Genomic DNA, 362 nt, shown 5'->3' on the forward strand with positions numbered 1-362 from the left:
GGGCCTGCCCTGGGCGCACCTGGACATCGCAGGTCCCGCCCGCTCCGAGAAGAACTACAACGAGGTGGTGCCGGGCGGTACCGGCTTCGGTGCGCGCACCCTCGTGGAGCTCGTCGCCTCCTACGCGTGACGGGTGGCGGTGACGTAATCCCGGAAACCCCGCACCGCGGGCGTCAGGGCGTGGCGCTTCGGCCAGACGAGGCCGATGGAACGACTGATGCGGGGCCGCAGCGGCAGTTCCACCACCCCCGCAGGTGGCGCGGAACCGAAACTGGGCAGCAGGGCCACCCCGAGCCCGGCCGCGACCAGTCCGCGCACCGTGTCCGACTCCTGGCCCTCGAACGCGGTCCTCGGTTGGAAGC

2 protein-coding genes are annotated in these 362 nt (G+C 72.1%); one reads left to right on the forward strand and one right to left on the reverse strand.

Annotated features, from left to right (window positions below; genetic code table 11):
* The first annotated feature begins 19 nt into the window (after window positions 1-19).
* Window positions 20-130 (forward strand): hypothetical protein, encoded by a 111-nt coding sequence (locus IG63_RS22940; RefSeq protein WP_425411805.1) that lies wholly within the window; start codon window positions 20-22, stop codon window positions 128-130.
* Here the strand turns inward: IG63_RS22940 and IG63_RS21160 are convergent.
* On the reverse strand, window positions 121-362 hold a 242-nt coding region (locus IG63_RS21160), incomplete at its 5' end, for a LysR substrate-binding domain-containing protein (protein ID WP_030486142.1). The two genes, IG63_RS22940 and IG63_RS21160, sit on opposite strands and share 10 nt — an antisense overlap.

The organism is Nocardioides aequoreus (assembly GCF_000720335.1).
GTDB lineage: Bacteria > Actinomycetota > Actinomycetes > Propionibacteriales > Nocardioidaceae > Marmoricola > Marmoricola aequoreus.